Source organism: Pseudomonas bohemica (assembly GCF_002934685.1).
Taxonomy (GTDB): domain Bacteria; phylum Pseudomonadota; class Gammaproteobacteria; order Pseudomonadales; family Pseudomonadaceae; genus Aquipseudomonas; species Aquipseudomonas bohemica.
The window spans coordinates 156,180-182,441 of the sequence record NZ_NKHL01000120.1; the positions used below are offsets into that span (position 1 = coordinate 156,180).

General features: G+C 59.2%; 25 protein-coding genes. 13 read left to right on the forward strand and 12 right to left on the reverse strand.

Annotated features, from left to right (window positions below; all coding sequences use genetic code 11):
* Positions 1–1,603 (forward strand): sensor domain-containing protein (locus CE491_RS26350; RefSeq protein WP_110951475.1); only part of this gene is annotated, 1,603 nt, incomplete at its 5' end.
* Positions 1,604–1,746: 143 nt separating this feature from the next.
* On the opposite strand, the gene CE491_RS26355 is transcribed toward CE491_RS26350, so the two are convergent.
* A complete protein-coding gene (locus tag CE491_RS26355; RefSeq protein WP_110951257.1) occupies positions 1,747–2,376 on the reverse strand; it encodes a TetR/AcrR family transcriptional regulator in 630 nt (209 codons plus the stop codon).
* 65 nt (positions 2,377–2,441) lie between these two features.
* Here CE491_RS26355 and bdcA point away from each other — a divergent pair, with 65 nt between their 5' ends.
* On the forward strand, positions 2,442–3,161 hold the full coding sequence (gene bdcA / locus CE491_RS26360) for an SDR family oxidoreductase (protein ID WP_407681374.1): 720 nt from the start codon (positions 2,442–2,444) through the stop codon (positions 3,159–3,161).
* A gap of 523 nt (positions 3,162–3,684) precedes the next feature.
* Here the strand turns inward: bdcA and ligD are convergent.
* Positions 3,685–7,122, reverse strand: coding sequence for a DNA ligase D (gene ligD, locus CE491_RS26365; protein WP_110951259.1), 3,438 nt, complete (start codon positions 7,120–7,122; stop codon positions 3,685–3,687).
* A 217-nt stretch (positions 7,123–7,339) separates the two neighbouring features.
* On the opposite strand from ligD, the gene CE491_RS26370 reads away from it, so the two are divergent.
* A complete protein-coding gene (locus CE491_RS26370; protein ID WP_110951260.1) occupies positions 7,340–7,807 on the forward strand; it encodes a hypothetical protein in 468 nt (155 codons plus the stop codon).
* Here CE491_RS26370 and CE491_RS26375 read toward each other — a convergent pair whose 3' ends face one another.
* Positions 7,808–8,713: a polyprenyl synthetase family protein gene (locus CE491_RS26375; RefSeq protein ID WP_234407685.1), complete on the reverse strand. Its 906-nt coding sequence runs from the start codon at positions 8,711–8,713 to the stop codon at positions 7,808–7,810. It lies immediately after the preceding gene.
* Between the two features lie 210 nt (positions 8,714–8,923).
* On the opposite strand from CE491_RS26375, the gene fni reads away from it, so the two are divergent.
* Genes fni through CE491_RS26400 form a run of 5 tightly spaced genes read left to right on the forward strand, consistent with a single transcriptional unit; the run spans position 8,924 to position 14,898 of the window.
* A complete protein-coding gene (fni, locus tag CE491_RS26380; RefSeq protein ID WP_110951262.1) occupies positions 8,924–9,979 on the forward strand; it encodes a type 2 isopentenyl-diphosphate Delta-isomerase in 1,056 nt (351 codons plus the stop codon).
* Positions 9,976–11,250 carry a glycosyltransferase gene (locus tag CE491_RS26385; RefSeq protein ID WP_110951263.1) on the forward strand — a complete coding sequence of 425 codons (1,275 nt, stop codon included), beginning with the start codon at positions 9,976–9,978 and terminating at the stop codon, positions 11,248–11,250. The genes fni and CE491_RS26385 overlap by 4 nt, the downstream gene beginning before the upstream one ends.
* Positions 11,247–12,413, forward strand: coding sequence for a lycopene beta-cyclase CrtY (gene crtY / locus CE491_RS26390; protein WP_110951264.1), 1,167 nt, complete (start codon positions 11,247–11,249; stop codon positions 12,411–12,413). Before CE491_RS26385 ends, crtY begins: the two co-directional genes overlap by 4 nt.
* Positions 12,410–13,900, forward strand: a complete 1,491-nt coding sequence (locus CE491_RS26395) for a phytoene desaturase (RefSeq protein WP_110951265.1) — start codon at positions 12,410–12,412, stop codon at positions 13,898–13,900. Before crtY ends, CE491_RS26395 begins: the two co-directional genes overlap by 4 nt.
* Positions 13,897–14,898 carry a phytoene/squalene synthase family protein gene (locus tag CE491_RS26400; protein ID WP_234407686.1) on the forward strand — a complete coding sequence of 334 codons (1,002 nt, stop codon included), beginning with the start codon at positions 13,897–13,899 and terminating at the stop codon, positions 14,896–14,898. The genes CE491_RS26395 and CE491_RS26400 overlap by 4 nt, the downstream gene beginning before the upstream one ends.
* Here the strand turns inward: CE491_RS26400 and CE491_RS26405 are convergent.
* From CE491_RS26405 to CE491_RS26415, 3 genes are all read right to left on the reverse strand, one after another.
* Complete coding sequence (locus CE491_RS26405) at positions 14,780–15,316, reverse strand: sterol desaturase family protein (RefSeq protein ID WP_110951476.1); 537 nt, start codon at positions 15,314–15,316, stop codon at positions 14,780–14,782. The genes CE491_RS26400 and CE491_RS26405 overlap by 119 nt on opposite strands.
* 140 nt (positions 15,317–15,456) lie before the next feature.
* Positions 15,457–15,699 carry a hypothetical protein gene (locus tag CE491_RS26410; protein WP_110951266.1) on the reverse strand — a complete coding sequence of 81 codons (243 nt, stop codon included), beginning with the start codon at positions 15,697–15,699 and terminating at the stop codon, positions 15,457–15,459.
* 94 nt (positions 15,700–15,793) lie between these two features.
* Positions 15,794–16,036 (reverse strand): hypothetical protein, encoded by a 243-nt coding sequence (locus tag CE491_RS26415; RefSeq protein WP_110951267.1) that lies wholly within the window; start codon positions 16,034–16,036, stop codon positions 15,794–15,796.
* A 174-nt stretch (positions 16,037–16,210) separates the two neighbouring features.
* Between CE491_RS26415 and CE491_RS26420 the strand changes: the two genes are divergently transcribed.
* Entirely contained in the window at positions 16,211–17,182 is a 972-nt protein-coding gene (locus CE491_RS26420) for a threo-3-hydroxy-L-aspartate ammonia-lyase (RefSeq protein WP_110951477.1), read from the forward strand.
* Between the two features lie 53 nt (positions 17,183–17,235).
* Here the strand turns inward: CE491_RS26420 and CE491_RS26425 are convergent, their stop codons facing one another.
* The 4 genes from CE491_RS26425 to CE491_RS26440 all read right to left on the reverse strand — a co-directional run bounded on the left by CE491_RS26425 (position 17,236) and on the right by CE491_RS26440 (position 20,625).
* Positions 17,236–18,390 carry an epoxide hydrolase family protein gene (locus tag CE491_RS26425; protein WP_110951268.1) on the reverse strand — a complete coding sequence of 385 codons (1,155 nt, stop codon included), beginning with the start codon at positions 18,388–18,390 and terminating at the stop codon, positions 17,236–17,238.
* Positions 18,391–18,617: 227 nt separating this feature from the next.
* Positions 18,618–19,064, reverse strand: a complete 447-nt coding sequence (locus tag CE491_RS26430; protein ID WP_110951269.1) for a thiol-disulfide oxidoreductase DCC family protein — start codon at positions 19,062–19,064, stop codon at positions 18,618–18,620.
* Positions 19,065–19,153: 89 nt separating this feature from the next.
* Positions 19,154–19,375: a PLD nuclease N-terminal domain-containing protein gene (locus tag CE491_RS26435; RefSeq protein WP_110951270.1), complete on the reverse strand. Its 222-nt coding sequence runs from the start codon at positions 19,373–19,375 to the stop codon at positions 19,154–19,156.
* Positions 19,376–19,401: 26 nt separating this feature from the next.
* Entirely contained in the window at positions 19,402–20,625 is a 1,224-nt protein-coding gene (locus CE491_RS26440; protein WP_110951271.1) for a zinc-dependent alcohol dehydrogenase, read from the reverse strand.
* A 241-nt stretch (positions 20,626–20,866) separates the two neighbouring features.
* On the opposite strand from CE491_RS26440, the gene CE491_RS26445 reads away from it, so the two are divergent.
* Positions 20,867–21,541, forward strand: coding sequence for an HAD family hydrolase (locus CE491_RS26445; protein WP_110951272.1), 675 nt, complete (start codon positions 20,867–20,869; stop codon positions 21,539–21,541).
* A gap of 42 nt (positions 21,542–21,583) precedes the next feature.
* Here the strand turns inward: CE491_RS26445 and CE491_RS26450 are convergent, their stop codons facing one another.
* Positions 21,584–22,210, reverse strand: coding sequence for a TetR family transcriptional regulator (locus CE491_RS26450; protein ID WP_110951273.1), 627 nt, complete (start codon positions 22,208–22,210; stop codon positions 21,584–21,586).
* Between the two features lie 93 nt (positions 22,211–22,303).
* On the opposite strand from CE491_RS26450, the gene CE491_RS26455 reads away from it, so the two are divergent.
* Positions 22,304–22,969, forward strand: coding sequence for an O-methyltransferase (locus CE491_RS26455; RefSeq protein WP_110951274.1), 666 nt, complete (start codon positions 22,304–22,306; stop codon positions 22,967–22,969).
* Between the two features lie 259 nt (positions 22,970–23,228).
* The gene (gene nadA / locus CE491_RS26460) at positions 23,229–24,287 is read left to right on the forward strand and encodes a quinolinate synthase NadA (protein WP_110951275.1); all 1,059 of its coding nucleotides are present in this window, start codon (positions 23,229–23,231) and stop codon (positions 24,285–24,287) included.
* Between the two features lie 99 nt (positions 24,288–24,386).
* Here nadA and CE491_RS26465 read toward each other — a convergent pair whose 3' ends face one another.
* On the reverse strand, positions 24,387–25,820 hold the full coding sequence (locus tag CE491_RS26465) for a M48 family metalloprotease (protein WP_110951276.1): 1,434 nt from the start codon (positions 25,818–25,820) through the stop codon (positions 24,387–24,389).
* A gap of 147 nt (positions 25,821–25,967) precedes the next feature.
* Between CE491_RS26465 and CE491_RS26470 the strand changes: the two genes are divergently transcribed.
* Positions 25,968–26,219, forward strand: a complete 252-nt coding sequence (locus CE491_RS26470; protein ID WP_110951277.1) for a sulfurtransferase TusA family protein — start codon at positions 25,968–25,970, stop codon at positions 26,217–26,219.
* Positions 26,220–26,262 lie beyond the last annotated feature (43 nt).

The following is a 26,262-nucleotide window of genomic DNA, read 5'->3' on the forward strand; positions in this document are numbered from 1 at the left end:
CGATGGAAAAATCACGTTCTGGAATCGCGCAGCCGAAAAGCTTTTTGGCTATTCAGCGAGTGAGATCGCGGGTAAGTCGGGCGCCGTAGTCGTTCCAGAAAGCTGGCGGGCTATCTATGACGCTGAACTGGAACGGCTGAGAAACGGCGAAAAGATAGAGCTTGCCGACCAGACTGTTGAGCTATCGGGTCTGCACAAAGATGGGAGCGAATTTCCTGCGGAATTTTCATTATCGACTTGGGGAGAGGGGGACAACACCAGTGTCGGAGCCATCGTGCGTGATATTACCGAACGCCGTCAGAATGAAGAGCGTTTGTTTCGACTGGCATCGCTTGACCCGTTGACTGATCTTCATAACCGAAGCGCCTGGCGCGCATCTCTAACAGCTACACTCGATGCCGGTGAGCCAGCGACTGTTCTCCTTTTCGATCTCGACAGTTTCAAGGAGGTCAACGATACACTTGGTCATTCCGCGGGCGACGCTGTTCTAAAAGATGTCGCGCTGCGTCTGAAGTCCATTTGTAAAGATGCCCTCATGTTAGCGAGGCTTGGGGGGGATGAATTTGTCGCTTTAATGGCCGGTGATAATGTACGAGCGGCTAAGACTTTGGCTGAGCAATTGGTGTTGGCCATTTCGAAACCGTATGAATTCGCTGGGGAATTAATTTCTATCGGCGTCAGTATCGGTCTGTCATTCGCCCCAATACATGGGCGTCGTTCCGAGGACTTGCTCGGTGCCGCGGATCTGGCACTCTATAAAGCCAAAGCCGCAGGTAAAGGGCGTTACGAGCTATTTGTGCCAGCCTTTCGCGAGGTCGCTATCGCACGGCGTACCTTTGAGCGCGAATTACGACTTGCCTTCGAAAACAGTGAATTCGAACTTTTTTATCAGCCGCAAATAGCGACAGGTACACATAAACTAACGGGTGCCGAGGCGCTGATGCGTTGGCGTCATCCCACCCGGGGTTTGCTTTCCCCCGCTTCATTCATGGACGTGTTGAGGGAGAAGCCTTTAGCAGCCGCTGTGGGCGAATGGGCCTTGCGTACCGCCTGCAAGCAAGCTGTCAAATGGCGGGTGGAGGCTCCCGATTTTCGCATCAGCGTCAACTTGTTTGAGGCACAACTGCGTTCAGGGCGACTCCTCGCTGTAGTCAGAGAGGTGCTCGCCGAGACAGGACTCCCGCCCGAGGCGCTTGAACTTGAAATTGTTGAGAACATCCTCTTGCGTCGGGATAAGTCGACAGTGCGGCTTTTGAATGGGCTGCGAGAACTTGGGGTCGGACTCGCCTTTGACGACTACGGTACAGGCTTCGCCTCACTGAGCTTATTGAAGCAATATCCTGTTACGCGTCTGAAAATTGATCGCTCCTTTATTCGCGACCTTAACACCAACCCAGGAGATGCTGCGGTCGTGAAGGCTGTCATCTATCTCGGCAAAAGCTTTGGTCTGGGAGTCATTGCTGAAGGCGTAGAAACTCAGGCGCAGGTCGATTTCCTCACCGCCAACGATTGTTTGGAAGCACAAGGGTATTTGTTCGGGAAGCCCGTACCGAGTGCGGAGTTCTCGCTTCGATTCATTTTCCAGAAAGCGTCTAGGGATTGAGGGTGAACGAGACTGCGAATATTTCCAAGTGCTGCTGAGCCGCAGGGCGGTAAGACTGTGCTGCCTCGCCCTTAGACGCTAAAAGTCATATTGATCGAATTTATCACCGTTCATCGGGCTAATTCTAGGGGCCGAGATTTAGCTCAGCCGGAATCGGAGCGCCCACTCGACTTCGAGGTGGTCAAGGCAGGAAGAACCTGCGCTATCGCCAGACCGGCGAGCCGTGCCGTAGCCAGGAGCCGGTCCAGGCTTTGTCCATGGCGCGCGCTGGCCGAAAGTCCAGCCATGGTGGTGCTGACAAAGTCTGCCAGCCGATCAGCTTCCAGTGGATAGTGCTCGGCGATGCTGTTTCGAATGACGTCTTGCGCAGCAAGATGAAAGCCGCAGGCTGCCTCACGCGCCTCCAGATCGTTACTTCGCGTGCCCTCCAGAACCATACAACCCGTGGCCAAGGGATCGGCTGCATAGCTGCGCGCAGCCTGCTCGAGTATTTGCGCAAGCGAGATGGCCAACGGCCGGTCAGCCCTGAGGATCTGCACTAAAGGCACAGCCCCGGTTAGCGCATACCGATCAAGGATCTTCGCGTACAACTTCGCCTTGCTGCCAAACGCCGCATAGAAGCTGGGGGGATTGATACCAAGTGCCTTGGTCAGATCGGTAACGCTGACACCGTCGTAGCCTTGAGCATGGAATAGGCGCTGGGCAGTGACGAGCGCCTCATCCGGATCGAACCGGCGTGGTCGGCCACGAACAGAAGATGTTTTTGTAGTCATGATTACAAAAGTATTTGACAGGGGGGTGATTAATTATTGTAGCATTCACTACATTAATCGGGAGCATGATCATGTCAGATTTCAAAAATAAATCAGTACTGGTGCTTGGTGGAAGTAGGGGGATCGGTGCGGCGATCGTAAAACGATTTACAGCCGATGGGGCGAAGGTGGCATTTACCTACTCGGGCTCGCCTGAGGCGGCACATCTGCTTGCCACTGAAACAGGTGCCAGCGCGCATTCGACCGACAGCGCTGACCGCGATGCGGTTATTGCCAGGGTCCGAGATAGCGGTCCTTTGGACGTCCTGGTGGTCAATTCCGGCATAGCTATCTTCGGCGATGCGCTTGAACAGGCCCCTGACGCGATCGATCGCTTGCTCCGCATCAATGTGCATGCGCCGTACCATGCATCGGTGGAAGCGGCGCGGCAAATGCCTGAAGGCGGACGCATCATCGTAATCGGGTCGGTAAACGGCGACCGTATGCCCTTGCCGGGCATGGCGTCCTATGCCTTAAGCAAATCCGCGTTGCAAGGAATGGCGCGAGGGTTGGCTCGGGATTTTGGCCCGCGCGGTATCACGATCAATATCGTGCAGCCCGGACCGATCGACACAGATGCCAATCCAGCGAACGGCCCGATGAAGGACCTGATGCACAGCTTCATGGCAATCAAACGTCACGGACGTCCTGAAGAGGTGGCCGCAATGGTGGCCTGGTTGGCCGGTCCAGAAGCAGGCTTTGTGACAGGAGCAATGCATACCATTGACGGTGCGTTCGGCGCCTGACCGAATGGACGTGGCCGGGGCTTGCCCCCGGCTTTGATTAAGGCCTGTGTCATTGAGGACAAGCCCGCGCAGCTACCGATGCTCGGTAACCGTTGTAGCTGTGGGGCATGGTGTTGTTCCAGCGCGGAACGAATCGCTGCACATCTTCAAGGCCTTCAGACACCGATTCATAACTCGCCTTTGGTGCCCATCCGACTTTTGGCTTCCGAAGCCTGGCTCGTGGGCAACTTGCACGGATAGGCACATTGCCCAGTCCGATAAGCAGATTACCCGTTCGCCAAACTATTTCCCGGCACTCGGTGCATCCTTGAAATGCAGCTGATTACACTCGGGGGGCACTCACATTCTGATAGAGTTTTTGTGTGCGTGCTGCTACGCCTATTGGGGTGTATGGGTCAAAACCCGCGCCCATAATAGCTCCGTCACAGCTCGCCTTATAAACCGCATCGCGGAGGTCGTTTTACCGATCATGGGGGGCCTTCTTCTTCTCTAGCTTCCCGACCTGGCAGCGGCTCCACGCTGGTTACTTGAGGCCCACGCGCCGACGCATTTCGGCGGTGATGGTTTGTCGTGTTTCGCCGAGGTCAGCCCACGGGTCGCTGTCCAGCTCCCCCAATCGTTCGTGGATGTTGTGGATGTTCCAGACATTTGCGGCTTTGATCTCAAGCAGCTCCTCGCGAAAGATCGGCACCGAAACCGGAAGGCCTTCGCGCGTACGAACCGAGTAGGCGCTGATGGTGGTGGCGCCGAGTCCGTTGCGCAGGTAGTCGATAAAGATGCGTCCCACACGATTCTTGGGGCCGGAAACCGCCGAGAAGCGATCAGGCAAGAGCTTGGCGATGTGCTTGACGATCGCGTGGCTGAAGTCCTTTACCGCGTCCCAGTCGGCTTTGGGGGTAAGCGGTACCACCAGATGTATTCCTTTGCCGCCGCTGGTCTTGAGGAAGGTTTTCAGGCCCAGCTCTTCAAGCACCGCCAAGGTCAGCTGCGTCGCTTCGACCATGCTTTTCCAGGGCAGGACGGGATCTGGATCGAGGTCGAGAATGAAACGATCCGGACGTTCCAGATCATCTGAGACTGCATTCCACGTGTGAAGCTCCATGGCGCTCATCTGCACCGCGCCAACCAGCGCCTCGATATTGTTGATGAGCATGACCGGGTGCCCCGTGTATTCCTTGCCCATGGTCTCGATGCCGGGAATCGCAAGGCGATCAGCGTTTTTCTGAAAGAACAGCTCGCCGGTAATGCCCTCGGGGGCTCTAACCAACGCCACTGGCCGATTTGCCAATTGGGGTAGCAACCAGTCTGATATGCCGATGTAGTAGTCGGCCAGGTCGCGCTTGGTGGCGGAACTGGTGGGGTCGATGATGCGCTCGGGATGGGTCAGACGGATCTTTCCGCTGGTCGTGGCGGACTCTGTTCCGACCTTTGCGCGGGGGGAGGCCTTGGCCCCCTTTGACTTGGCGCTTTTTGCGGTTGCGGGCTTTTCGGCGGCGGGAGGCGGAGCGGGGTGCTCCTCGATGATCGACTTTGCCGGTTTGTCGGTGCGCAAGCCCTGGAAAACCGCGTGCCTGACCGACCCCTCCTTGGTAATCTCGGCAAAGGCGACCTCCGCCAGCAGTTCCGGCTTGAGCCAGTGCACGCCCTTGGCCTCGAAACCCGTAGGTGGATTGACCACGGCAGCCTTCTTGATCTCAAACGGCAAGAGCTGATCGTAGATGGTGTTCAGCGTGACTTCGTTGAAACCCGTCCCCACCTTGCCCGCGTACCTCAGCTCACCGCTGTCCGCGTCGTGCAGGCCCAGCAGCAGCGCACCGAATTTGCTCCGCGCGCCCTTGGGGTCACTGTAGCCGACCACCACGAACTCCTGCCGTCGTTTGCACTTGAGCTTGATCCAGTCGTCGCTGCGGCGGGACACATAGGCACTGCCGACCCGTTTGCCGATCAGCCCCTCCATCTTCATCTGGCAGGCACTGTTGAGCAACGCGTCAGGGGTTTCGCCAAAGTCTTCCGAGAACCTGAGGACCTCGTCCTCACTGCGTTCCAGCACTTTGGACAAGGCCGCGCGGCGCTGTTCGACAGGCACTTCACGTAGATCCATGCCGTTGAGAAAGGGCAGGTCGAACAGGTAGTAGACAATGTTGCCGCTGCGCTGGGATTCAAACGCATTCTGTAGCGACTGAAAGTCAGGAACGCCGTCTTCATTGGCGACGACCATCTCGCCGTCCAGCCAGGCGGACTCCAGTCCCAACCCTGCGATGGCTTCGGCCTGACGCGGAAGCTTGTGTGTCCAGTCGTGCCCATTACGCGTGAACAATTGCACCTTACCGCCGTCCACACGGGCCATTACCCGATAACCATCGAACTTGATCTCGTAGCGCCAGTCACCTTCGGGGGCCGACTCGACAAGGGTCGCTAGCTCAGGTTTGATGCTGTCAGGCAGTTCCGCCGACTGGGCTCCGGTGAGCTTACCGTTGGCAGGCTTCTTTCTTGGGGCCGGTACTTTTTCCACGGGTTTCGGGGAGGCTGCCTTGCCGCCGCGTTTTTTCGGCACAATCGTCCGTTCACTCAGCACGCTGTCGGGCTGTTCCTTGACGATGTCATATTCGGATTCGGGCCTGGCAAATTCATCCTGATGTTTGATCAGGAACCATTGCTCCTGTTTGCCCGGAATGTGTGTTTTGACCAGATTCCATTCACCGTTGAGTTTTTCGCCTTGAAGCTCAAACTTGAGCCGGCCTTTGGCATAGGCCTGCGCAGGATCGGACAACGGTTTCCAGATGCCGCGATCCCAGACGATGACGTCACCAGCCCCATAGTGCCCCTCAGGAATGTTGCCCTCGAAGGTTGCGTAGTCGATCGGATGGTCTTCGACATGCACGGCCAGGCGTTTTGCTTGCGGATCAAGGGATGGGCCCTTGGGCACCGCCCAGCTTTTCAGCGTGCCGTCGAGTTCCAGGCGAAAGTCGTAATGCAAGCGCGTGGCATCGTGCTTCTGAATGCAAAATTGCAGTGCGGCGGTTTTCGCGGATCGCTTGGTTTTCGCTGCACCGGATGGCTCCGGTGTGGCCTCGAAGTCACGCTTGCGGTTGTATTCGTTCAGGTTCGCACTGGGTTCTGCCGGTGCCGTCTCAGCAACTTTGGCTTTCTTTTTAGCCTTTTTCTGCGGATCGGCCTGCGGTTTGCCGATCTGGATCCAGGTAGGGGCGTGATCACTGGGGTGGGCTTCTCCTCGCACCCAGGCATCTACTCCAGCATCCTGGAGGCGAGGGGCAAGCATCGGATTGAGCAGCAGATGATCGATACGCAAGCCGGAATTCTTCTCCCAGTGCTTACGGAAATAATCCCAGAAGGTGTAAACACGCTCATCTGGATACAGGTGTCGCAAAGAGTCCAGCCAGCCCTGCGCGAGCAGTCGCTCATAGCACTCGCGGCTCTCGGGCTGTAGCAGCGCATCCTTGAGCCATGAGCGTGGGTTGTAGATGTCCTCGTCGGTTGGCACGACATTGAAGTCGCCGGCAAGAACGACGGGATGATCACTGGCCTGCAAGGTTTTGGCGTGCTCGATCAGGTGCTCGAACCACCTGAGTTTGTATTCGAATTTCGGTCCCGGCTGCGGGTTGCCGTTAGGCAAATACAGGCACCCAACGATGACACCGTGAGCAGCCGCTTCCAGATAACGGGCCTGAGTGTCTTCCTCCTCCCCTGGCAGACCTTTTCGGATCAGCAGTGGCTCGGAGTCACGGGCCAGGATAGCTACACCATTCCACGATACCTGGCCCAGGTGCAGCGAGCCGTAGCCTGCAGCCTCAAGCTCACGTGCCGGGAAATCCTTATCCTGTGCCTTGAGCTCCTGCAGACACACAATGTCAGGTTGCTCACGTTCCAGCCATGCGATCAGATTGGGCAGCCGCGCACCAATCCCGTTGATGTTGAACGTCGCTATTTTTAGCGTTTGCATACCCTCATTCCTTCGAAGCGCCGGAAGCATGTTCATGTGAAACCTGCCATCGGGAGGAGTTCGGGGAAATCACACAGAACCAGGCACGCACACAAGGACGCATCCTTCTGCAATGACGCCTTCCAAAGACCCGGCACGCGAGGCCCGAGGACGATCAAGCGAAACGGGTTCGGCTGGCATAAGATACATATCCTTTTTGTTATCCAGGTTTTCAAAGATGCGGCGTTTAGTTCTCGTGACGGGGGTGCTCCTCTGCTTCAGCGCGTTGGCCGATAACGCGATCCAGCCTGTCAGGAAGTGGACATTGCTGGACCAGAACGACAAGGCCTATACGCTCGATGACGACGCGCAGGTGCTGCTGGTGGCCCGTAGCATGTCGGCAGCGAAGCTGGTGAACGCGGCGATCGAAGACTCGCCAGCGGGCTATCTGGAAGCGCGACATATGATTTATGTCGCGGATATCGAGAAAATGCCGTCGCTGATAAAGCTGGTGGCCGTGCCCGCGATGCGTTCGGCCAAATACAGGATTCTGCTGGATCGCGATGGCCGGGTCGCAGGTGAGTACAACGGCGACCGTGAATCGGTTCAATGGCTGACCTTGAACAATGGCGCGGTGGTGCAGGAGAAGCGGTTCACCGACGGGTCGCAACTCAAGCAGGCCGTCGCTGAACGCGCGCAGCCTTGATCAGGCCGTGAGCGCCGCTTTGTTGAAGACCATCTTCATGTAGCTCGCGATCATGTCGGCATCACGGAAGACTCTGCGAAGGTTCAGTTCGGCGTTGGAAAGATGCACATGCAGCTGCTCCCTGACCTTGTCTTCGCCATAGAGCGAAATGAACGTGGATTTGCCTGCATCCTTGCCTTGATCCTTATCGCTGTCCGGGCATCTGTCACGCAAATCGTCATACATCTGGAAGGCCTGCCCCAATTCCATGGCAAAGGTCTGCAGCGTGGGCCTGATGGTCTCTTCGCTACTGGTGATCAGCCAGGCCATGTCGACTATCGCGCCAAATAAAACGCCGGTCTTGAGGTTGTTGGTCATGGCGATTTCTTCAGGGCTGCGAGATTGCTGGCCATCGCGCAGATCCTGAAACTGGCCGCGCACAAGGCCCTGCATGCCGACCGCATTGGCCGCCAGCTCAACGAGTTGGGTTTTGACCACTGGCGATAAATCGCTGATAGAGGCAATGACGCCGAACGCACGGCTCAGCAGCGCGACGGCGGTCAGAATCGCAACGTCCTCACCGAACTTCAAATGCACAGTGGGCCGACCGCGTCTGAGCGATGCGTTGTCCATGCAAGGCATGTCATCGAGCACCAACGACGCGGCGTGTATCAGCTCCACGGCGCAGCCCAGGTCCAGCCCCCAGGTGCCCTCGTGCCCCAGCCCTTCGGCAGTGAGCATCAGCAGGATAGGGCGCATGCGTTTGCCGGGTGCCAACGTGGATTCGCGCATCGCCAGTGCGACCAGATCCCGCTCATTGCCACTCTCGGGCAGCAACTCCTCCAGGCGCGTCTCGATGGAAGCGCGCACTTGGGAAAGACGCTCGGCGGAACCTTGATCGATGGTGGCGTCTGAGTCCATTGTCATCGGGATGTTTACCTCTGCGGTAGCGATTGACCGTTTGGATCGGTTCCTGTGACCTGCGCACGCCAAAAACGCGGAACGACTCCGCGTCATGGGTGCCTCAGTTTGAGTCAATCTTGTACAAAACCTGTGTGAGTTGCCTTTGTTGTACAAGTTTGCTCAGGTAGATGACCACGCCGCCTATCAAATGATTCAAGCAATCTGGGGCTTGTAATGAGTGAAAGCGATCTGAGTCGACGCAAGGACGATCACCTGAACATCGTGTTGGACAGGCGCGCGGTCCGCCATGGCGTGGGTACCGGGTTCGATGCCCTGCAATTGGAGCACTGTGCGCTGCCCGAGCTGGATCTGGACACCATCGACCTGCGCAGTGCCCTGGTGGGCAAGGCGCTGAGAGCACCGTTGCTGATCAGCTCCATGACCGGCGGTGCGGATCGGTCCGCTGCGATCAACCGCCATCTGGCTGAGGCCGCTCAGGCGCTGGGCATCGCGATGGGTGTCGGTTCGCAGCGAGTGGGACTCAGAAGCGGAAACGACCAGGGCTTGACCCGCGAGCTGCGCCGCCTGGCGCCTGATGTCCCGTTATTGGGCAACATCGGTGCCGCTCAACTGCTGGAACGCGATGGCCTCGATCTGGCGCGTCGATCTGTGGATTCACTGCAGGCCGATGCGCTGATCATCCATTTGAATCCCCTGCAGGAAGCGGTGCAGGCGGAAGGCGACAGAAACTGGCGCGGCGTCCTGGAAGCCATTCGTCGTACCGTCGAGTCTGTCGGCGTGCCCGTCATCGTCAAGGAAGTAGGCGCCGGGATATCGGCACAGGTCGCTGTGGCGCTGGCCCGCGCCGGGGTGCAGGTCATCGATGTCGCGGGACTTGGCGGCACGAGCTGGGCCGCTGTCGAGGCCGAACGCGCAGTGCGGCCCATCGATCGGGAGGTGGCCGTCGCGTTTACCTACTGGGGCATTCCCACCGCCACCAGCCTCAGGATGGTCCGGCAGGCACTCCCCGATATGACCCTGATTGCGTCCGGGGGGATCCGCAACGGCGTTGACGCCGCCAAGGCCATTTGCCTGGGTGCCGACCTGATCGGCCAGGCGGCGGGCGTTCTTCGTGACGCAACCCTGTCGACGGCAGCGGTCATCGAGCACTTCGAGATCGTCATCAGGCAACTGAGGATCGCCTGCTTCTGCACGGGATCGGCGGATCTGGCGGCATTGCGAAACGCGCGCCTCTTACCAACCGAACCATCGTTGCCACTTCATCCATGAGTCATTTCGGCGTCGTCGCGCCCGCTTTCTACAGCCATTTCCAGGCGTTCCAGGCGCTGGCGTCGGAGTTGATCGAACGTGGCCACAAGGTCACGTTCTTTCAGCAGGCCGATGCCCGGCGCTGGCTGGCGGATCCGCGAATAGGCTTTCATGCCGTCGGTGCCGTCAGCCATCCACCCGGCAGTCTGGACCGGGTGTTGCGGAGGGCCGCCACCTCGAACAACCCGTTGCGCCTGCGTGGCGTCATCCGTGATTTATGCGCGACCAGCACAATGCTGTGCACGGAACTGCCGGGTGCATTGAGTCAAAGAGGTATCGATGCGCTGCTGTGTGATCAGATGGAGGCGGCCGGTGGTCTGGTTGCAGAGGCCCTGGATCTGCCGTTCATTTCTGTCGCCTGCGCGCTGCCGGTCAACCGCGAACCGCAGATTCCCCTGGCCGTCATGCCATTCCCTTATCGCCTTGATGAACGCAGTCGCCGGATGTACGAAGGCAGTCAGCGGGTGTATGACTGGCTGATGCGGCCTCTGCGCGATGTCATTCGCGAAGCCTGCCGACGATTTGCCCTCGAGCCGCGCGATGGCCTCCACCAATGTCTTTCACCTTACGCCCAGATCAGTCAGACGATTGCAGGGTTCGATCTGCCCCGCCGTCAGCTGCCGACTACCTTTCACGCTGTCGGCCCCTTGCGTACGCCGAGCCGGCTTTTGGCAGGCGAGTGGGAGATCGACCCTCAGCGCCCCTTTATCTTTGCCAGCCTGGGAACGCTTCAGGGCGGGCGCATGGACATGTTTCGTCGTGTGGCCAAGGCATGCGCGCGTCTCGATGCGCAGTTATGGGTCGCGCACTGCGGTGGCCTTGGTCCTGCGCAAGAGAACCGGCTCAAGCGCCTCGGCGCCACGTGGGTTACCGATTTCGCGCCACAACAGTGGGTGCTTGAAAAGGCCGACGCGGTGGTGACCCATGGCGGCCTGAACACGGTGATGGATGCGATCAAGGCAAGTACGCCCATGCTGGTCATGCCAATCGGGTTCGACCAACCCGGCGTTGCAGCCAGGGTCATTTATGCCGGTGCAGGGTTGCAACTGAGCCGTCGTGCCCATGCCGGAAAAATTCACGATGCGCTGGTTCAGCTTCTCGATTATCCCGTCGCGCCGCTACAGCGGCTGGCGCAGGAGCTGGAACAGGCTGGCGGCACCCCACGCGCGGCTGACATCGTCGAAACGGTTATCCGTAGCGGCAAGCCTGCAATGGCGGGTGGAATCCCATGAAGCATGATCTGATTCTTGCTGGAGCAGGCTTGGCCAACGGTCTGATCGCCTGGCGGCTCAAACAATTACGGCCCGAGCTGCGCGTGCTGTGTATTGAGCAGCAGGCGGGAATCGGCGGTAATCACACCTGGTCGTTTCACGATGGCGATCTCAACCCGGCGCAGCATCAGTGGATCGCGCCGCTGGTGGTGCACCGATGGCCTTGCTACGACGTGCATTTCCCGGCGCGCTCGCGTCGTCTTTCTTCGGGCTATGCCAGTGTTACCTCCGAGCGCTTTGTGAAGGTCATTGGTGCAGCATTGGGTGATGACTTGCGCACAGGCCAAACCATTGTGCAGGTAAGCCCGCGCTCGGTATCACTCGCAAGCGGCGAGCGGCTTGTAGCCGACGCCGTTATCGACGGTCGCGGGGTGAAAGAAAGCCGGCACCTGGTGCTGGGACGTCAGGCATTTCTGGGCCAGCTCCTCCAGTTACAAGCGCCCCATGGACTCGAAGCGCCCATCATCATGGATGCGCGAGTGGCCCAGGGAGAGGGTTACCGCTTCGTCTACGTCCTGCCGTTTACGCCGGATACCGTACTGGTAGAAGACACGCATTATGTGGATCGGCACGCGCTCTCGGGCGAACGACTGCGCGCCAATATCAGCGAGTACGTACGCGAGCAGGGTTGGACAGTGGCTGCCTGTCTGCGCGAAGAGCAGGGGGTGTTGCCGATCACCCTCGCGGGCGATTTCGCCAGTTTCTGGGACGAGGCTGAGGGGCAGCCGCGTTCTGGATTGCGCGCCGGGTTGTTCCATTGCACCACCGGCTATTCATTGCCTCATGCCGTACGCCTGGCGGACTGGATCGCGCAGCGACGCAATCTGGATGCAGAGTCACTGGCCACGGGCATGCGCGCATTCGCTCATCAGGCCTGGCGCCGCCAGCGTTTTTATCGCCTGCTCAACCGCATGCTGTTTCTGGCCGGGCGACCTCAGGATCGCTGGCAGGTGATGCAGCGTTTCTATGGTCTGTCCGAGGGGCTGATCAGCCGGTTCTATGCTGGCGACAGCAGCTTGTGGGACAAGCTGCGCGTGGTCTCCGGCAAACCCCCCGTACCCGTCAAGGAGGCCATGCACGCGATGCTCCGTTACTTGCCCAGACACTACGAGAACCGAGAATGACCGACGCAAAAAAAGCCATCGTGATTGGCGCGGGATTTGGGGGGCTGGCGTTAGCGATCAGGCTTCAGGCCGCCGGCGTTCAGACCACGTTGCTGGAGAAACGTGACAAACCCGGTGGTCGCGCTTACGTGTACCACGACGAGGGTTTTACCTTCGATGCCGGGCCCACGGTGATCACGGACCCCACCGCGATCCAGCAGCTGTTTACCGCAGCAGGGAAGCAGATGAGCGACTACGTCGAGCTGCTTCCCGTGTCGCCGTTCTACCAGTTGTGTTGGGAAGATGGCTCGCGATTCGACTACGCCAACGACCAAATAGCGCTGGATCGGCAGATCGCAGCCTTCAATCCCAACGATGTTGCGGGTTACCGGAGGTTCCTGGCCTATTCGAAAGCGGTCTTTCGCGAGGGTTACCTGAAATTGGGCGCTGTCCCGTTCCTGTCGTTTCGCGACATGATCCAGGCTGGCCCGCAGCTTGCGCGGTTACAGGCTTGGCGCAGCGTCTATTCGATGGTTTCGAAATTCATCGAAGATGACAAACTGCGCCAGGCATTTTCCTTTCACTCGTTGTTGGTGGGAGGAAATCCATTCTCGACTTCCTCGATCTACACCCTCATCCATGCGCTGGAGCGGGAGTGGGGCGTCTGGTTTCCCAAAGGCGGCACGGGCGCGTTGGTGAACGCGCTGGTCAAGCTGTTCGAAGACATTGGTGGCCGGGTGGAGCTCAACGCCGATGTCGCGAGCATTGAGATCCAGGAGAGCAGAGCCACGGGTGTTCGTCTCGCGGACGGTCGGCAATTTCAGGCCGACAGCGTCGCCTCAAATGCCGATGTGATGCACACCTACGCCAAGCTGCTCGGTGCGCACCCCAGAGGCGTGCAGGAAAGTACCCGGCTCAAGAGCAAGCGCTACAGCAACTCGCTGTTTGTCATTCACTTTGGTCTCAAACGACCACAGCCCCAGTTGCAGCATCACACGGTGTGTTTCGGGCCACGCTATCGGGCGCTTATTCAAGAGATCTTCAAGGGTGACGCGTTGGCCGAGGACTTTTCTCTGTACCTGCACGCGCCATGCGTCACTGACCCGAGCCTGGCGCCGCCGGGCTGCTCCAGCCATTACGTCTTGTCGCCGGTGCCGCATCTGGGCAACGCGCCCATCGATTGGTCGATTGAAGGACCTCGTTATCGGGACCGGATCTTCGACTACCTCGAAAAACATTACATCCCGGGCCTGCGCGAGGACCTGGTGACCTGTCGCGTTTTTACGCCCGATGATTTTCAGAGCGAGCTGAACGCACACCTCGGATCGGCGTTTTCCCTCGAACCGATCCTCAGCCAAAGCGCCTGGTTCCGACCGCACAATCGCGACGCGAGCCTGGGCAACGTCTACCTGGTCGGTGCCGGCACGCATCCCGGCGCAGGGGTGCCGGGGGTGATCGGCTCGGCCAAAGCCACTGCGGGCCTGATGCTGGAGGACTTGCACCTGTGAACGTTATCGACGCGCACGATCAGCGGTTGCTCGATCATGCGACGAGAAGCATCGCGGTAGGCTCGAAGAGTTTTGCAGCGGCGTCGCGCCTGTTCGACCCGGCGACACGCCGCAGTGCGGTGATGCTCTATGCCTGGTGTCGGCATTGTGACGACGTGATCGACGGCCAGGAGGCCGGGCATTCGGCAACGGTCGTCGGGCAGCAAGAGGTCAACCATCGACTCGCGGGGCTGGTCGCGCAGACTCAGGCGGTCTACGCAGGGTTTCCCGTTGAAACCGAGGCATTTGCGGCGTTTCGCGACGTGGTGATTCGCCACGGAATTCAAGAGACTTATGCGCTGGAGCACTTGTCCGGTTTTGCGATGGATGTTCAGCAACGGCGATACGATTACATCGACGACACCCTGGACTATTGCTACCACGTGGCGGGCGTTGTCGGACTGATGATGGCCCAGGTCATGGGTGTCAGCGATGAACCGACGCTGGATCGCGCGTGTGATCTGGGGATGGGATTTCAACTGACCAACATCGCCCGTGACATCGTCGAAGATGCCCGCGTCGGCCGTTGTTATCTGCCGCGGGACTGGCTCGAAGAGTTGTCGATTCCCGAACAGCATCTCGCTGATATTCAGTATCGAGATTCTTTGGCCGTGCTGGCGCAGCGACTGATTGATATGGCGGAGCCCTTCTACGTCAGCGCGCACGCCGGGTTGTCTTCCCTGCCTTGGCGCTCGGCGTGGGCGGTGGCCACGGCCAGCGGCGTTTACCGAGAGATCGGCATGAATGTCAAAAAACGCGGTGCGCATGCCTGGGACACGCGGGTCTCTACCACGAAACTGGATAAAGTACGTTTGGTGCTTGCCGGGCTGTGGCGCGCCGTCAGTTCGCGTGGTCGTCGCTGGCCTGAGCGTCGGGCTGACCTGTGGCAGCGTCCCCGTCACGCTTGTGCAGCGGGCCGTCATGCAGTTTCCGCAGTTGCTCGCGAAGCTTGGAAATAGTCGGTGCATAGAGAAAACCGAAGGAAACGCAGCGCTCTTTTCCCGAGACAGCGTGGTGCATCAGGTGCGCCTGATAGAGCCGCTTGAGATAACCGTTTCGCGGCACATACCGCAGAGGCCAGCGCTTGTGCACCAGTCCGTCGTGAGCGAGAAAGTACAGGAAGCCATAGGCCGTCATACCCGCGCCGATCCACTCCAGCGGGTGCATCCCTTGGCTGCCGAGGGCGATCAGCACAATGGCGAACAGCGCAAAGACCACGGCGTACAGATCGTTCTTCTCAAACCAGCCGGCTCTGGGCTCATGATGGGAACGATGCCAACCCCAGCCCCAACCGTGCATCACATATTTGTGCGCCACGAACGCAAAGCCTTCCATGCCAAGGAGCGTGGCCAGAAAAACCAGTGCGTTCACCATCATGCCTGCCACCCCCAAGAAGACAGGCATGAGACCCCGCGGCGCTGATGAACGTTCTCGTTTTCTGGGCAATAGCGGCAAACGGCCCGGATCACAATTAAAACCGGCATTCTTACCTTCATGCCGAGGACACCTCAAAGCATCTAACGCGGATTCGGCTGATCATCGAACTCGGCATTAGCAACGTCCACATCAGCCATATTTTCCTGTCTCAGGGCCTCTTCGTCGGTATCGAGCGGTGTTTCTCCATCGTTGTCGGGCAATTCGTCCACGCCGGCCTCGTCATCCGGCTTGAGGTCGGTACGGCGGGGTGAGAGGGGCTCTGGTGAGGTAGGAAGCGGATCATCCCCGCCCATTCCACCTTGAAGCTTGATTTGTGTATTCATCACAACCTCCTGACGCAGCGTTTTGCCGCGCATGAGGCATTGGAAACAGGTATGTTGGCTCCGTTCGTCTCGACTGACTGACGGCGCTTAGGGACTACAGCTTGCCAACCTCACCGGTCGCCTCTGCGACCGTCGCCAACAGATTTTCCATCTCTTCTATCGAGGTCTGGAGGCTGGAAAAGCATTGCGACAAGGACTGCTTCGAGTCGACCGTCTGATGACCTTTCAGGGGTTCAACCTGGGTCAGTTCCAACTGCTCAAGCTCATCCACCGCTTTACGCAGCGCCCGTAGCATCGCCGCAATGCCGATAATGTGTCGTTCGCTGGCCCTGGTCATAGCGTCTCCACCCTTTGCGCGTCGCCGAATTGTTTGGACACCTTGCAACGCCGCCCGTGCACTGCAACTCCAGATCCTAGTGGGCCAGACCTTCAAAAAAATGACCATAGCCTGGATAAAGGTGCAGCGCCCATCGATCCTTGAACCACTTTGGAATTGCAAAGCGAGAAAACCATGACTACCGCTCAACCCACGCTTCCTGTTTTTCAAGATGTGCTTGACGCTGCCGAACGGATTCGCGGCCACGCTCACCGCACACCCGTGTTGACCTCACGCACGCTCGACGGGCAAACGGGCGCGGAAGTGTTTTTCAAGTGTGAAAACTACCAACGCATGGGCGCTTTCAAGTTTCGTGGGGCGTTCAACGCACTCGCACGGTTCGACGAACGCCAGCGTCAGGCAGGTGTCGTGGCATTTTCATCTGGCAACCACGCTCAAGGTATCGCGTTGTCGGCGCGTATCCTGGGTATTCCAGCGACTATCGTCATGCCGCACGACGCCCCGGCCGCAAAGATGGCGGCGACACGGGAATACGGCGCGACCGTGGTGCTCTACGACCGTTACAGCGAGGATCGGGAAGCGATTGGCAGGAAACTGGCCCAAGAGCGTGGTTTCACTTTGATTCCTTCCTACGACCATCCAGATGTGATTGCCGGTCAGGGCACCGCGACGCTGGAGTTGTTGCAAGAAACCGGACCGCTAGATGCGTTGTTCGTCTGCTTGGGGGGCGGTGGCCTGTTGGCTGGCGCGGCGCTGGCGACGCGTGCGCTGTCGCCCGATTGCACACTCTATGGCGTGGAGCCCAAGGCTGGAAACGACGGCCAGCAGTCATTTCGCGGCGGAAAAATCGTGCATATCGACACCCCGGATACCCTGGCCGACGGGGCCCAGACCCAACATTTGGGGCATTACACGTTCCCGATCATTCAACGCGATGTCGACGACATCCTCACCGTGAGCGACGAGCAATTGGTGGCCGGCCTGCGGTTTTTCGCCGAGCGAATGAAAATGGTCGTCGAGCCTACCGGCTGCCTGGGACTGGCCGCCGTGCGCGAGATGGGCGCGGCACTTGAAGGTAAACGGGTGGGCGTCATCGTGAGCGGTGGCAACATTGACCTGGATCGGTACGCCCGGTTGCTGAGCTGATAGCAAGTGCGGACTGGCTCTGGTCTTTTTTGGGGCTGGCCGCAGTGATGCAGTCAAACCCTGAGTGGCCGGAAGAATGCCCTGATTTCTTGAGCAAGCAGTTCGGGCTGCTCCAGTGCTGCGAAGTGACCGCCGCGCGGCATGTGTTCCCACCGTTGGACGTCGAACACCCGTTCAGCCCAGCTGCGCGGTGGCATCGGCAGCTCTTTTGGAAACAGCGCAACCCCCAATGGCGTCTCGACGTGCTCGCCGGCGTCGAACACCAGCGGGTTTTGCCGGTTTTCCTTGTACAGCCTCAAGCTGGCCTGAATGCTGCCACTGAACCAGTAAAGGGCTATGTCACTGAGCAGGGTGTCGAACGGCACCACCTGTTGCAGATCACCTGGATGATCGGCCCACGCATGGAACTTCTCGACGATCCACGCGGCAAGCCCCGCTGGCGAGTCCGCCAGTGCAAACGCCAGGGTCTGGGGTTTGGTGCCGTGCAAGGCAGCGTACGCACCTTCGGTCGCTGCGAATTGATCGATTCGCTCCAGAAAGTCCTGTTCATCTTCGGTCACGGCCGGTTGGTCATTCCCCAGAGGCGGCCTGAAACTACCGGGGATGTAATTCAGATGCACACCGGTCAGATGGGGACCGTGATTACGCGCGAGCCACATCGACACCCCAGCGCCGATATCTCCTCCCTGAGCGCCGAATCGGTCGTAACCCAGTTCACCCATCAGCAATATCCAGAGATCAGCGATCTGCCTGGCACTGATACCGGCTCTGGTCGGGGCAGGCGAGCAGCCGTAGCCGGGCAGCGATGGGACGACCACATCAAAGGCATCCGCGGGGTCACCGCCATACTTTTCCGGATCGGTGAGAAGCGGTAGCAGCCGTTCCATTTCCAGAAACGAGCCAGGCCAGCCATGGGTGATGATCAGCGGCATCGGCTTGGGGCCAACGCCGCGCTGATGCAGGAAGTGAATCGCCTGGCCGTCGATGTCCGCCATGAATTGTGGCAGCTGATTGATACGCCGCTCCTGGTCGCGCCAGTCGAACTGGTTCTTCCAATAACCCAGCAGGCGTTGAACAAAGCCCGTTGCCGTACCGTCTTCCCAGCTATCTGTGGCCAGCGTGTCGGGCAGGCGCGAGGCGTCCAGGCGTCGATGAAGGTCGTCCAGCTGCTCGTGAGTGATCGCCAGCGTGAAGGGGCGGATTGGCATGACGATTCCTCTGCGATGAGACACGACAGGGTAGGGCAGCATTTTGCGATCCGGCAATGGTCAGTGAGTCACGGTCATTGATATGTATCAACGCCGGCTTGAAGATCGCCATGTGGTCGTTCCCACTCTGTAGAACGCTGCTGTTGGTGGTCCGGCCCGGCGCTGCAGCGGGTACTATCGAGAGGGTTGCGGGGGGGGATGAAAAAGGCATGACCAGAGCCCGACCTTTACGAACCGGCCTTCAAGTAGCGGCGCTCGTGGTCCTGTGGCGGCACGCGACAGGCGTCATATCGGCCAAACAACCGATAACGGTTCAGTGCGATGCGATCATAGAGCCAGTCTCGGAAAGCCCCTGGAATGATCCGCGCGAGCCGTATCCAGCGCCAAGGCGCAGGCATGATTGCCAGAATCCTGAACATGGCTTCGGAGCGAATGCTGAACTGATTGTCTTCTATAAACACAATCGTGTTGAAACGGTCGGTGGGTAATCCGGCCCATCTCAGCAGTTGCTGACCTTCAGCGGACTGTACGGTGACCAGTTGAATCCGACCCTCGCGATCATGGCGGATGACGAATTCCGCCCAGCCGTTACACAGCTTGCAGGTGCCATCGAAAAGCATTGCGCGCGCGCGAGGCGCGAGCAGCGGCGCCGGTTTATCACTGTATTCAGCCATGGAGAATACCTCTGCAAACCTAATGACACACTCATCCCGCCTGCCCATCGCGAACGATGGACAGGCGGGTATGACCTTTCCAGGCGGGTCTAGCCCTTGCTGTGTTCTTTCGAAGACGGCGGTTCTGCGACGCCGCGCGGGCCAGCGATGCCCCAGATGCCGAAGCCGATGACTGGCAGCACCAGAATCAGCACTGCCCACCCCAACTTCGTCCCTTGAGATTTCGTAGTACGCCAGACGCTGGCGATGGCCCATAGATCGATTGCCAGAACGATCACCACTGCCGCGACCCAGAAAAAGGTAATCTCCATTGCCTTCACCTTAATGTGAAAAACGCTTATATGGCGGGCACGCCGTTGACGACTTCCGGCTCCACGGCAGGGATTTCACTGGTGCCCGGTGTCAGGATGACCTTGCGGCAATCCTCCTGCTTCTTGTCGAAAATCTTGTAGCCCTCAGCCGCCTGCTCCAACGACATGCGGTGCGTGATGATGGCTTCGGGAGACAGACGGCCAGCTTCGATGTGCTCGAGCAATTCCGGCAGGAAACGTTGAACGTGGGTTTGTCCCATCTTGAAGGTCAGGCCCTTGTCGAAGGCATCGCCGAACAGGAAACCGTGGATAAAGCCTGAGTAGACGCCCGGTACGCTGACTGTGCCGCCGCGACGCACCGCAGCGATGCACTGGCGCAAGGCCTTGCCGCTGCTGCCTTCGAGCTTCAGTGTCGCCAGAATGGTTTCTGTAGTGCTGCCCTTGGCTTCGAAACCAACGGCATCGAGCACACCGTCAACGCCGCGCATGCCAGGGGTCTGGCGAATGATCGTGTCGGCAGGGTCATCATCCTCATCGAAGTTGATGGGGATGACGCCGTAGGTTCGTTGGGCGTAGGCGAGGCGGTAGGGGTGATGGTCGACCATGAAGATGCGTTCGGCGCCGAGCATGCGCGCAACCGCTGCGCAGAGCAGACCGACGGGGCCTGCGCCGTAAATCGCGATGCTCGAACCTTGCCCGATGCCCGTATTGGTCACCGCCTGATAGGCCGTCGGCAAGATGTCCGAGAGGAACAACACTTTCTCATCCGCCAGGGTTCCGGGGACCTTGAAGGGACCGGTATTGGCTTTGGGCACTCGCACGTATTCGGCCTGCCCCCCAGGAATGCCGCCGTACAGGTGGCTGAAGCCGAACAGCGCAGCACCCGGTGGAATGGCCTTCTTGTTGATGATCGCGCCGCGGCCGGTATTGGTGGTTTCACAGGCGGCGTAGAGGTCCATCTGGCAGAAGAAACAGTCGCCACAGGCAATAACGAACGGAATGACCACGCGATCGCCCGGCTGAACCGCTGTCACCGCCGAGCCAGTTTCTTCGACAATGCCCATGAACTCGTGGCCGAAGATGTCGCCATGTTCGACGGTCGGGATCTTGCCTCGATACAGGTGCAGATCCGATCCGCAGATGGCCGTCGCGGTGACCCGCAAAATGATGTCATCGGCTGCTTCGATGACTGGATCGGGAACGGTGTCGACTTTTACGTCATGGGCGCCGTGGTAGGTGAGTGCTCGCATCGTGGTATCTCCGGCTTTATTGAGGGGCTATTCAGCGGAGTGAGCAACACACTGTTTAGTTCAGGACGTCTGACCACCGTTACATCGGCGGACCTTTCATCGGTTTATTCATGTACAGCGCGAACGACGTCCGCGCGCAGCCAGTCCGTCAGCCATACCTTTGAGCATCGATGGCTGTCGCCCTGTCTTTAAAAGGGCATAGCTCATCGCTCAAGCACACAGCTAAATCATGGAGAGACCCATGCGCCAGAAAACCTCGTTCATTTTTGACCTGGACGGCACGCTGACCGACAGCGTTTATCAGAATGTCGCCGCCTGGAAGGAGGCCCTCGACTCAGAGCACATTGCGCTGGCGATGTGGCGCATCCATCGCAAGATCGGCATGAGCGGCGGGCTGATGCTCAAGTCCCTGTCCCGTGAAACCGGCCTGGATATCAACGACGAACAGGCCAAGCGGCTCAGCGCCAAACACGCCGAAGCCTATGAGCGGCTGCAGCATCAGATCACCACACTGCCGGGCGCCATCGAGCTGCTCAATGAGCTCAGCAGCAGCGGCCTGCAATGGTGTATCGCCACGAGCGGCGGCAGTGACACCGCTGAAATCAACCTGAAAGCACTGGGATTGAAAACCGATGACGTGAAGCTCATCACTCGCGATGACGTCAAATACGGTAAGCCCGATCCTGACTTGTTCCTCGCGTCCGCTGAGCGCATGAACGTGCCCATCGAAGACTGTCTGGTGATCGGCGACGCCATCTGGGACATGCTCGCGGCCCGCCGTTGCAAGGCGACTGGCATCGGCGTGCTCTCCGGTGGATACGACATAGGCGAGCTGGAGCGAGCGGGGGCATTGAGGGTGTACGAGGATGCTGCTGATTTGCTGGATCATCTGGACGAGATAGCCTCTCGGCCTTGAATTCTTGCTCGTTCCCGCGATGCGGACACCGGTGAGACCCCGCTAGCCCAGGCGCTCAAGGTAAGCACAGAACATGTCGGCCATGGCATTCGCGTATTCCGCGATCTCGGTCTCGCTTCGTGGCATTTGTGAAAAGTCTTTGCCCAACGCGCTCATCGTGGTCTTGATCAGGTCTGCTGCTCGTAGCCTCACGGTGTCGTCCGCATCAGGCAGCACCTCTTGCATGAACAGCTGGGTGGCTTTTTCTCCCGTCTCCCGAGCCTGCCTGGCTTCGGGAGCATGGCGATAGAGCGGCGCAGCGTCGTCGAGGGCGATGCGCATGTCGGCCTCCTCGCACTCCGAGCGAATGAACGTGTGCACCAGGTTACGCAATCGTTCGAAGGGCGGTGTCGTCGTGTCGCCGAGAATACGGCTCAGCAGCTCGGTGGTTTCCTTCCATTCATCGCTCTGCAGGCGAAACAGGATCGCTGCCTTGTTGGGAAAGTACTGATACAGCGAGCCGATGCTGACCCCGGCTTTTTCGGCGACCCGCGCGGTGGTGAAACGGCTGGCGCCTTCCTTGGCCAAAACCTGAATGGCTGCCTGAAGAATGATGGAAACCGACGCTTCGGAACGTGCCTGTTTCGGCTTCTTACGCAGGGAAATCGCGGGGTTACGGGAATCGTTCATGGCGGCTCGGCAATGCGATTATTAAATGTGAGGGATTGGTCGCATTCTATTCCGGCGTTGAGATTTACGCATCTTTCAATCCGGAGACAACCCATGAATACCCTCACCACACCGCCTGTTGCGCCTCTGCTGGAACGTCTGTTCGACGCCGCTGCCGCACAGTCGCCGATGCACAGCGCCGAGTTCGCCAGCCTGTCGCAGCAAGACCTCGAACGCTTGATGCGCAGCAAAACCGAGTACCAGGACTTTTACGGTCGCCTCAAGGACTTCCCGCTGGCGGTATCGCAAGACACCGGCGCGCTGCTGTACATGCTGGCGCGCAGCTGCAAGGCGCGAACGGTGGTCGAATTCGGCACCTCGTTCGGCATCTCGACATTGCACCTGGCCGCGGCCCTGCGTGACAACGGCGGCGGATTGCTGATTACCAGCGAGTTCGAGTCATCGAAAGTCGCGCAGGCCCGGGACAATCTGATAGCGGGTGGGCTGCTGGATCTTGTGGAAATCCGCGAAGGCGATGCATTGAAAACCCTGGGCGAGGACCTGCCTGAATCCATCGATCTGGTCCTGCTCGATGGCGCCAAAGCGCTGTATCCAGAGATTCTGAGCTTGCTGGAAAGCCGTCTGCGGCGCGGCGCGTTGATCATCGCTGACAACGCCGACTACGCCCCTGACTATCTGGCCCGGGTTCGCTCGCCAGCCCAAGGCTATATGTCGATCCCGTTTGCCGAGGATGTCGAGCTGTCGATGCGCCTTGGGTGAGGCGTGGCCGTCGGTAAGTGATCGCTCAACAGGTTACGTGATACATTCGCCGCCGCTTTGCGCCAGCCCCCGCTCCGGTTTGTCGAAAACGATGGCTGGCCTGGGGAAAGCGCGCGGCGACCCCGTATCGATACATGCACAACGATGCGTGTACAGGGCTGGAAACTTCATGACCGTGAGGGTTTCTGGCTTCATCCGTTGCCTGTTGCTCAGGTGTAAACTCGACGTTCGCGCTCACGCGCATTCAGGTCCTGCGAACATGACACAGATTTCCGAACGCCTTCTGGTGCAGGCGCATCTAGACGCCAAGCAGCCCAAGCCACTGACCGCGCAAGAAGAAGCCGAATACCGCCGCCTTATTGCTGCCGAGCTCAAGGCTCAGGACGCGGTGCTCGTCGCTCACTACTATTGCGACCCGGTGATTCAGGCGTTGGCCGAAGAAACCGGCGGCTGCGTTTCGGACTCCCTTGAAATGGCCCGTTTCGGCAGGAACCATCCGGCGAAAACCGTGTTGGTTGCCGGCGTACGGTTCATGGGCGAAACCGCGAAGATCCTGACCCCTGAAAAACGCATTCTGATGCCGACCCTGGAAGCGACCTGCTCTTTGGATCTGGGCTGCGGCGTCGACGAGTTCACGGCATTTTGCGACAAGCATCCGGAGCGAACCGTCGTGGTCTACGCCAATACCTCGGCGGCGGTGAAGGCGCGCGCCGATTGGGTCGTGACCTCAAGTTGCGCGCTGGAAATCGTCGAAAGCCTGATGGACAACGGCGAAAAGATTATCTGGGGCCCGGACAAACATCTGGGCCGCTATATTCAGCGTGAAACCGGGGCCGACATGCTGCTGTGGGATGGCGCATGCATCGTTCACGAGGAATTCAAGTCGCGGCAGCTGGAGGACATGAAGGCGTTGTACCCGGATGCGGCGATCCTTGTGCATCCTGAGTCGCCCGAGTCGGTGATCGATCTGGCTGATGCGGTGGGGTCTACCAGCCAGTTGATCAATGCCGCGCAGACACTGCCGAACAAGACTTTCATCGTGGCGACCGACCGCGGCATTTTCTACAAGATGCAGCAGTTGTGCCCGGACAAGATCTTCATCGAAGCGCCGACCGCTGGCAATGGCGCGGCCTGCCGCAGTTGCGCGCACTGCCCGTGGATGGCAATGAACACCCTGGCGCGCACCCTGCAATGCTTGCGTGAAGGCACCAATGAGATTTTCGTCGACCCGGCGATCATCCCCCACGCCGTCCGACCGTTGCAGCGGATGCTGGATTTCACCCAGGCCGCCCGGCTCAAACTCTCAGGAAATGCCTAGTTACCAACTGTAGGCGCGCCCTTGCCCGCGATTAGGGTGCGTCAGCTACCAAAGTGGTCCAGACACACCGCAATCGCGGGCAAGCGTGCTCCTACAAAATCAGTTCATCATCTCTTTGACCGCCCGTTCCTGAGCAATGATTTCCTGCTGCCGCGCATCGATACGTGAGGCCAGCTGGAAATTGTTGTTGGCGCGGCGCTTGGCGAATTCCAGCTGTTGCACGGCCTGTTTGAAGTCGCCCATCAGGGCAAAGTACTCGGCGCGGGCCTGATGCGAGCCAATGGTGTTGCCCGAGAGCCCGCGTGTGTCGGCGACCTGGTTCCAGATGTCCGGATCGTCCGGGCGGCTTTTGAGCAGGGTTTCCAAAGACTTCAGCGCCTCGGGGGCCTTGGACTGCTTGAGTAGCACGTCGACCTTGGCCTGGTTCAGGGGATAGTTGTCCGGGTAAAGGTCGAGCATCCGGTTGACCCGTTGCTGTGCATCGGGAAACCGATTGTTGGTGATGTCCAGATTGATCGCTGCCAGGTTGTAGGTGACGTTATCTGGTGCCTTGTCCAGCAAGGGCTTGAGACCCTCGCGCGCTTCATTCAATTGCCCGGCTTTGGTTTGCGCCAGGGCCAGACCATAGCGAGCCGCGTCGTTTTTCGGATTCTCGGCCAGTTGGGCGCGGAAGCGTTTGGCTGCCATGCCCGGAGTCTCTTCGTAGATCAGCACGACCCTGGCGCGCATCAGTTGATATGAGAGGCTGTCTTCCTTGCCACCCGGTTTGGCCTGCTCGGCGCGGTTGCGGGTGTCGGCGATACGCGATTCGGTCACGGGGTGACTCATGAGGAATTCAGGCGGTTTGGCGTCGTAGCGATACTGACGAGCCAGACGCTCGAACATGGTAGGCATGTTGCGCGGGTCGTAACCGGCCTTTTCCAGGTTGAGGATGCCGATGCGGTCGGCCTCGGCTTCGTTCTGTCGGGAAAAGCGCGCCTGCTCCTGAATCGCCGCGGCCTGTGTCCCGGCAATGGCGGCGATACCCGCGTCACCCGCACCAGCCGCCGCCATGACGATACCGGCGAGCATCGCGGCCATCACCGGCACCTGCATGCGCTGCTGTGCCTGCACGCCACGGGCGAAGTGGCGTTGCGACAAGTGAGCCAGTTCGTGGGCGAGCACCGCGGCGTACTCGCCTTCGCTCTCGGCATGCAGGAACAACCCGCCGTTGACCCCGATAATCCCGCCGGGCGCCGCGAAGGCGTTGATTTCCGGCGTGTTGATCAGGATGAATTCGAGCCTGCGATCCTGCACCTGGCTGGTTTCGGCCAGACGATAGACCGACGTCTCGACGAAGTCCTTGAGTTGCGGATCCGACAGCTGAGGCACTTGTGCGCGCAACAGCCCCAGCCATGCGCGGCCCAGGTCGTGCTCCTGTTGTGGCGAAACGATGGACGAACTGGCATCGCCAAGCGACGGCAGGTCGTCCGCGAACGCCGGGGCAGCCAGCAGGCATGCAAGCGTCAGCAGTGTGGGGCGCAGAAAATTCATGCACGAAACTCTGAGGCAGAAAGTCGTTACTGTAGCTGGCTCAATGGCTTGCTGACCAGAGTGGGGTATTCTTGCAAACTTGTAAGAAAAATCTTCGTCCAGTGAGCTGTTTCTGTGCAATTGGATGTGCCTACCCGGAGAGAAACGATGTCTGACGCTGTAGGGCGGCCCGCGACGTGCGATGCCGAGCTGGACGCCAGTGGTCTGAATTGTCCGTTGCCCTTGCTCAAGGCCAAGATGGAACTCAATCGCCTGGCCAGCGGCGCGGTGCTTAAAGTGACGGCGACCGATGCTGGCTCACAGCGTGACTTCCGCACCTTTGCCAAGTTGGCCGGCCATGCGCTGTTGCATGAAGAAGCCGTCGATGGCATTTATCGGTATTGGTTACGCAAGGCCTGATGGCTTTTCATTTCTTCGCCTTTCACCCCTTCGCCTCAAAGGT